The sequence below is a fragment of the Streptomyces sp. NPDC048565 genome (assembly GCF_040650935.1).
Classification (GTDB): Bacteria; Actinomycetota; Actinomycetes; order Streptomycetales; family Streptomycetaceae; genus Streptomyces.
The window spans coordinates 85637-93160 of the sequence record NZ_JBEZIH010000032.1; the positions used below are offsets into that span (position 1 = coordinate 85637).

Consider the following 7524-nt stretch of genomic DNA (forward strand, 5'->3'; position numbering starts at 1 on the left):
TGGTGGGGGTCACAGTGAAGGGCATTCACGGGCGGGACGACGGTGAGGCGGAGTCGGCACTGGTCTCGGCGGTCGTCCGGGTCAAGGGGATGGACGGCGCGATCGGCGGCGCAGGCTTCCTCATAGGTCCAGATCTGGTGCTGACCTGCGCCCATGTGCTGTCCGACGCGTTGGACCGCCCCCGGGAGGACGCGGTCGAGGCCGGCACCGAGGTCACGGTCGACGTACCGCTGGCAGAAAACGCCGACGGCGTCGACGGAGGCGACCGGACTGCCGAGGTCAGGCGCTGGATACCGATCAGGCCCGACCAGACCGGGGACATCGCCCTACTCCGATTACGGAGCCGGATCCCCGGAGCCCGTCCGCTTCCCGTGACCGACCCCCAGCGCGGCGTATGGGACCACGACGCGCGCGCCGTGGGCTTCACCGACGACAGCCCGGACGGAATCTGGCAGAGCGGCAGGTTCCGCGGCCCCACCCGCCAGGGCTGGATCCAGCTCTCGCGGGCCGACGGTGAGGCCGTGTACGTCAAGGGGGGCTTCAGCGGCAGCCCTGTCTGGGACGACGAACTGGGTGCCGCCGTCGGGATGATGGTGGCGGCGCAGCCGGTGAGCGAGGCCCAGCAGGCGTTCGTGCTGCGGATGAGAACCCTGGTGAAGGAAGTGCCCGAACTCGCTCCGTTCGTGAGCCCGGCCACGCCCTTCCGTGGCCTGTCCACTTTCCAGGAGGACGACGCGGATGTCTTCTTCGGACGGAACGACGACATCGAGCGAGTGATCAACGCCCTGCGGGGCGATCAGCCCACGGTCACGGTGTACGGGCCGTCGGGCTGCGGCAAGTCGTCGCTCGCGCTGGCCGGTGTGGTGCCCAGGATGAGGCAGGACGGCTACCGGATTCTACGGGCGAACGCCACCCGTTCCGCTTCCCTGCGAGCCGCGCTCGCCACCGAGCTGTTCGAGCTCGCGAGGTCCGGACAGCACGGAGCCCCGCGTGCGCGGGACGCCGGTCAAGTGGAGGACTGGCTCAACGAGTCAGGGCTCGCGGACACCGCTCACCGGGTCACAGGGCAGCCGCCGGAACGGTTGCTGGTGGTGCTCGACCAGGGCGAGGCACTGCTCAACCGCCCGGGGCCGGAGATCGCCGAGACCGTCGAGCTGCTGTTCCCGGAACGGCGGCCGGACGGTCTGCGGGTCCTCGTCACCCTGCGCGCCGACTTCATGGACACCGCTCTGAGCCACGCGCACCTGGGCCCCGCGCTGCGACGCGGGGCCACGCTTCCGCTGACGCCCATGACCCGGGACCAGCTGCACGCCGTGATCACAGAACCGCTGAAGCGCATGCCTGCGGTCGAGTACGACCCCGGGCTCGACCGTCGCATCCTGGACGACGCGGGCGGCGAGCCGGGGATCCTGCCGCTGCTGGGATTCGTCCTGGCTCAGCTGTGGGAACGGCAGGCCGCCGGCCGGTTGCGGGCCGCGACGTACGAGGACATCGGCGGGGTGTCCGGTGCTCTGCGGCGCCATGCCGAGAAGGCGTGGAAGGAGTGTGTCCCCCGTGGAGGTGAGGCCGTAGCGCGGCGGCTGCTGACGGGGCTGGTGCGAGTACTGCCCGGCGGCGAGGCTCCGCTGCGGCGCGCCCTGACGCACGAAGAGGCCGGGGAGGAACGCTGGCACCTGGCGAAGGCGCTGGCCCAGCGGCGCCTGCTGGTCCTGTACGGAGGCGCTGGCCGGCCGGAGAGTGTGGAGCTGGCTCATGAGGCGCTGATCACGGTATGGCCGGCGCTCACGGAGCTGGTGAGAACCGACGCCGGCTTCCTCGCGGCGCGGGCCGAGCTGCAGCACGACCTGGAACGGTGGCAGAAGGCGGACAGCTCGGCCGATCTGCTGCCGGGCAGTATTCAACTCGCCGCCCTCGAATCCAGGTTGCGCGGCAGGGACGCGGACCTGACGGAAGAGCAGAGGGAGTTCCTCGCGCTGGCCCGTCGGCGCCGGCGGGCACGGCGGGTTCGGGTGCGCGCGGGGTGGATCGCGGCGGCCCTGGTCCTTCTTCTGATCGCAGGGCTGGGCACTTTCCTCGTGCAGGAGTCACAGGTGAGCGCGGAACGGGCGGCGGAGGGGCGGTCACGGGCGCTTGCGCGCCTTTCGGATCAGCTGGCCGACCAGGACCGAGGGAAGGCCGCCCTGGTCGCGATGGCGGCGTACGAGGCCGCCTCGACTCAAGAAGCACGCGGCGCCATGCTGCGGCGGTACGACCAGCTCAAGCGAAACACCTGGGTCCTGACCGGCACGGAGGGGCCGATCTCCGATGTGGCCTCGAGCGTGGACGGCCGGGTGGTGCTTGCGACGACCGAGCAGGGGCGGGCCACCCTCTTCGTCCGTACGTCCGCCGGGCGGGTGTCGAGGGAGCAGTTGAGCCTTGCCGAGTTGGCCTTCAGGCCACTCGTCACCAGGGACGGACGCCGTATCGCGTACCTGACGACGGAAGGCAGTCTGCACTGGCGCGACATGCGCGGCCGGTCGGCAGGGGCGCAGGGCCTGCTGGGGCCCGCGAGCAGCATTCACGATCCCTCGATCGAGGCGGAGGGACGAAGCCGCCAACTGCGCAACGACAACCCCTATGTCGCGGACTTCTCCCCGGACGGCGAACGCGTGGTCACGATGGCCGGCGATGGGCTGCTGCGGGTGTGGGACCTGAGGACGAAGCAGGCCCGGCAGGTGCCCGGACGCGTCCCCGAGGCACGGGAGGTGCGATTCGGACCGGACGGAAACACGCTTCTGGTCGAGGGGCGTGAGCTCGCGGCAGACGCGTCCACACTGACGGCAGTGGACATCCGGACCGGCGAAGCACGTGAACTGGCCAATGACGTCGACTCTTTGTTCCACCCCGCGCGTGCCTTGTCCGGTGACGGCGGTGTGGTGACCGTCTGCCGGGTGCTGGGGGATCAGGGCGCGGCCCGCTACCGGTCCCTGCGCGTGGCGGACGGCCATGAGGTGAACCGCTACGAGCCGAAAGAGGGTGGTTGCGGGAAGGTCGCCGCCGACGCGGCGGGGAAACGCTTCGCGGTGCACTCCTCCTCCGGAGACTGGACGCTGGTCGACAACCGGCTGGACGAGAAGGCGGCATCCGTCAACGGCCCTCGACAGGAAAGCACCACGGAACGGCTCCTTGGGGACTCGAGCCGTCCCGTGGTGTTCGCATGGGACTCGGAGGCGGTGACCGGCGTTTCACTGGCCGAGGACGACAGCGGTGACATGAGCCTCATCACCAACTCTCCGGTGCTGCTCGACGGTGACCTTGTGGTGGCCCGACTGGGCAGCGTCCTCGACGTCGTCTCACTCAAAGAGAGCAGGCTGGCGGTCGTCGACCCGGACGGGCAGGTCGTCTCCGAAGCGAAGCTGCCCCCCAGGGACGTACCGAGATCGTCCAGTTCGGGCTTCCAGAGCGGGGTACTGGCCGTCAACCGACGCGGCACCCTGGTCGCCGATGTGGTGGACCGGAACAAGATCCTCATCCATGAACTTCCCTCCCTGAAGAAGCTCGCCGAGATCACCGCGGTCCCGCCGCCCGTCGACCGGAACGGGACGCCTGAACCGCTGAGACTTCTCTTCACCGGCGACGGCGACGGCGACGGCGACAGCGACAGCGACGGCGACGGCGAACTCGTGACGGTCTCCGGCAGCCGGATCGAGCGCTGGGACGCCCGGGACGGGCGCCACCTCTCGAAGACACTGGACGCGCGTGAGCTCGGTCTCGCCAAGAGCAATCCGCCGCTGTACTCCTCGGACGAGCAGCCCGATGAGTCCGGCTTCTACGTGAGCCGACATCCCGTTCCAGGGCATGTGCAGATCATGGTCAGCGGCGAGCCGGTCTCGCACATCGTCGATCTGCGAACCGGCAAGGAGGACAAGGGACTCCGCCTGCGGCTCGGCCCGGATGTCGCCCAGATCGTCCGCGAGGGGAGCGGACGCTATGCCACTGCGCGGACCCGGGGCTCCATGGTCGAGCTGTGGTCGGTCCGGGCCGGGCAACCGCCTCAGCGGACGGTGGGCTCGCTGGGACCGCTGAACTCCAGTGGCGACTGGTGGGCCGGCTTCACGAAGGGCGGCACGGAATTCTTCCTCGCCAACGGGAAATCGGTGCGCTTCCAGAGCGTCTCGGACCCCGGAAGCTTCGAGTCGTACGACTTCGAGACGGATCAGTCCTTCCTCGCTGCGAGCAGGGACGGCAGAACGCTTCTGCGTGTCGTGGACGGGGCCACGGACACGATTCACCTCGACCCTGCCCTCTGGAATCGCCACCTCTGTGCAGTCATCGGCCGCGATCTCACTCCCGATGAACGGAAGGGCCTGCCCACCGGAATCCCGGACGAGATCTGTCCGGGTCGGTAGAGCGTGGCGGAGCCCGGGAGTCGTATCCAGCTCCCGGGCCCCTGGGGTTGCCACCCAATTGCGCTTGCCAGCGCCGTTTAAGAGTGCGGATCAGTCGTCATACCGTCGCGTTCTGCCTTTGAACTACCGCGCCGCGGAGAGGCGCAGGCCGGATTCGAACCAGCATTCAACGGTGGTCGTCCGTACTCGGTCGATCTGGCAATCGGCGGCGATACTGAAGCTGGAGCGAGAGTCTGAGATTGATCGCGGCTGCCTCTGCCATGTTGGGCCACCCCGGCAGGTGGTGCCGGGGGGAGGACTCGAACCTCCACCGTTACCGCGTCTTCAGGCTGAACGTCAGTTTCAGCTTGCGCTCGTCACACGGGGCGGACCTCAAGTCCGCCTCGTGCAGGGTGCGCAGCCCCCACGGCATTGGCGCGGGGGCGTTCTTGGGGTGTGCCGCCTGTTGTTCGAGGTTAGCCGAACAGGTAGCCGAACACCGCGTCTCCGACCCGCTGGTCGGTGACCTCGGCGCCGTTGGCCTCCTCGCGGGCGAACTTCACCGCGTGCTGGAGCTTCTCGACGCGCTCCAGCAGCTCGTTCACCCGTCGCGCCGGAAGCGCTCCGGAGAACTTCACGGTCGTCCAGTACCCGATGGGCACGTCCTCGTAGTAGACGTCGACCTGCGCCGGGTGCTTGTCGGTCGCCTCTGCCTTGACGTGGTTACGCGGGACCTTCTTCGTCCGGATGGTGCGGACCGGGTCCGTCTTCCACCAGTCCGTGGACGGGTCCAGCGACCAGGACTCGGACGCGTCCAGGACCGGGAGCTTCTTCACGAAGGTGTGGAGGTCGGTGAGCTGCTTCTCCAGGAAGAGCAGGTAGCTGACCGGGACCTCGCTGACGACCGTACGGCCGTCGACGGTGACGTCCGCGCGGGCCTCGCAGTTGGCCCAGTCCTTCGTCGCGGTCACGTCGAACAGCCGGGTCAGCGACGCGGACATCTCACGCAGCGCTTCCTCGGCCTTGATCTGCACCCGCGTGGACTCGGGCGGCAGCTGCTCGCCCTCTTCGTCCTTCGGCTGGTACGTACGCGAGATGCCTGCCAGCAGCGCCGGCTTCTGCACCTTGTGGTGGGCCGCGGTGATGTCCTGGAGCGACTTGCTCTTGACACCCTTCTCCACGGCGATGATCTGGTTGAGCTTCGTCACTTCGCCCCCTTCGAGTGACTGAAACGTACCGCACGGGCTTTCGGTCGGGCCTGTGGTTTTTCGGGGCCGAGGGGGCCCTCACGCCGTACGCCGTCAGAACGGCGGGTGTCCGTGCGTGCGCCGGTACCTGCGGTACCAGCGGTGGCGGACCGCTCCCACGCCGAACAGGAACGCGCCGAGACCGCTCACCAGGACGACGACCAGCAGGGCGATCACGTCACCCCAGCTTCCCAGCAGGTCGCTCGCCGTGCTCCGACGGCTGCTGTGGCCACCGTCCAGGCCACTGACGAGGCCGCCGATCCCCAGAACGAGCATCAGCGCCCCCGCGATGAGGCAGTCCTTCGGCCTGCGGAGGGCCCGGAACCGCTGGGAGCCGTCCCTGCCGCTGCCGAACCAGGGCAGCGGCTCGGCCGGGTGAGCGGTGGGCGGGCGTCCCTCGGGGGTCTCCATCCCCGAAGCCTAGGCCGGGCGGAAGCGGATGGTCCCGTCCGCCTCAGCCCACGACCGTCCAGGTGTCCTTGCCGGCGAGGAGCATGTCCAGTTCTCCCTTGCCGTTCTGCTCGATGGCGGTGTCGAGTTGGTCGGCCATGAGGGTGTCGTAGACGGGGCGTTGGACGCTGCGCAGGACGCCGATGGGGGTGTGGTGGAGGGTGTCGGCGTCGGCGAGGCGGGAGAGGGCGAAGGCGGTGGTGGGGCTGGGGTTGTGGGCGTCGTGGACGAGGATGTCGGACTGGTTGTCCTCGGTGACGGTGACGACGCTCAGGTCTCCGGTCAGCGGGTCGCGCACGACGCCCTTGGTGTGGTCGGTGCCGAAGCGGATGGGTTGGCCGTGTTCGAGGCTGATGACCGCTTCCTGGGCCTGGTCCTTGTCCTTGAGTGCTTCGAAGGCGCCGTCGTTGAAGATGTTGCAGTTCTGGTAGATCTCGACGAGTGCGGTGCCGGGGTGGTCGGCTGCGGCGCGCAGGACGCTGGTGAGGTGTTTGCGGTCGGAGTCGACGGTGCGGGCGACGAAGGTGGCTTCGGCTCCCAGCGCGAGGGAGACGGGGTTGAAGGGGGCGTCGAGTGAGCCCATGGGGGTGGACTTGGTGATCTTGCCGAGTTCAGAGGTCGGCGAGTACTGGCCTTTGGTGAGGCCGTAGATCCTGTTGTTGAAGAGGAGGATCTTGAGGTTGACGTTGCGGCGCAGGGCGTGGATGAGGTGGTTCCCGCCGATGGACAGTGCGTCGCCGTCGCCGGTGACGACCCAGACGGACAGGTCGCGACGTGAGGTGGCCAGGCCGGTGGCGATGGAGGGGGCGCGGCCGTGGATGGAGTGCATCCCGTAGGTGTTCATGTAGTAGGGGAAGCGGGAGGAGCAGCCGATGCCGGAGACGAAGGTGATGTTCTCCTTGGCCAGGCCGAGTTCGGGCATGAAGCCCTGTACGGCGGCGAGGACCGCGTAGTCACCGCACCCGGGGCACCAGCGCACTTCCTGGTCGGACTTGAAATCACGTGCGCTCAGGGAAGCTTCGCTCTTCGGCACGAGCGACAGGACCTCACTGGACATCGATGGTCTCCTTGAGGGCGGTGGCGAGCTGCTCGGCCTTGAAGGGCATGCCGTTGACCTGGTTGTAGCTCCGGGCGTCGACCAGGTACTTGGCCCTCAGCAGCAGGGCCAGCTGGCCCAGGTTCATCTCCGGGACCACGACCTTGTCGTAGCGCTTGAGTACGTCGCCGAGGTTGTTCGGGAAGGGGTTGAGGTGGCGTAGGTGGGCCTGTGCGATGGTCTCGCCGGATGCGCGGAGCCGGCGTACGGCTGCGGTGATGGGGCCGTAGGTGGAGCCCCAGCCCAGGACCAGGGTGGTCGCGTCCGCCGGGTCGTCGACCTCGACGTCCGGGACGGTGATGTTGTCGATCTTGGCCTGGCGGGTGCGGACCATGAAGTCGTGGTTGGCCGGGTCGTAGGAGAT

The 7524-nt window shown here is 68.5% G+C and carries 4 protein-coding genes and 1 pseudogene; 1 reads left to right on the forward strand and 4 read right to left on the reverse strand.

All coding sequences use genetic code 11. The features are described from left to right. The first annotated feature begins 14 nt into the window (after positions 1-14). On the forward strand, positions 15-4388 hold the full coding sequence (locus tag AB0C75_RS31185; protein ID WP_362895106.1) for a trypsin-like peptidase domain-containing protein: 4374 nt from the start codon (positions 15-17) through the stop codon (positions 4386-4388). A gap of 455 nt (positions 4389-4843) precedes the next feature. On the opposite strand, the gene AB0C75_RS31190 is transcribed toward AB0C75_RS31185, so the two are convergent. The 4 genes and pseudogenes from AB0C75_RS31190 to AB0C75_RS31205 form a co-directional block, all read right to left on the reverse strand. Continuing rightward, entirely contained in the window at positions 4844-5575 is a 732-nt protein-coding gene (locus AB0C75_RS31190; protein ID WP_362895108.1) for a hypothetical protein, read from the reverse strand. A gap of 93 nt (positions 5576-5668) precedes the next feature. Further along, a complete protein-coding gene (locus tag AB0C75_RS31195) occupies positions 5669-6025 on the reverse strand; it encodes a hypothetical protein (protein WP_362895110.1) in 357 nt (118 codons plus the stop codon). Positions 6026-6068: 43 nt separating this feature from the next. After that, positions 6069-7121: a 2-oxoacid:ferredoxin oxidoreductase subunit beta gene (locus AB0C75_RS31200; protein WP_362895112.1), complete on the reverse strand. Its 1053-nt coding sequence runs from the start codon at positions 7119-7121 to the stop codon at positions 6069-6071. Beyond that, a pseudogene (locus tag AB0C75_RS31205) lies at positions 7111-7524 on the reverse strand (2-oxoglutarate ferredoxin oxidoreductase subunit alpha); the annotation flags it as partial. The gene AB0C75_RS31200 and the pseudogene AB0C75_RS31205, both read right to left, overlap by 11 nt.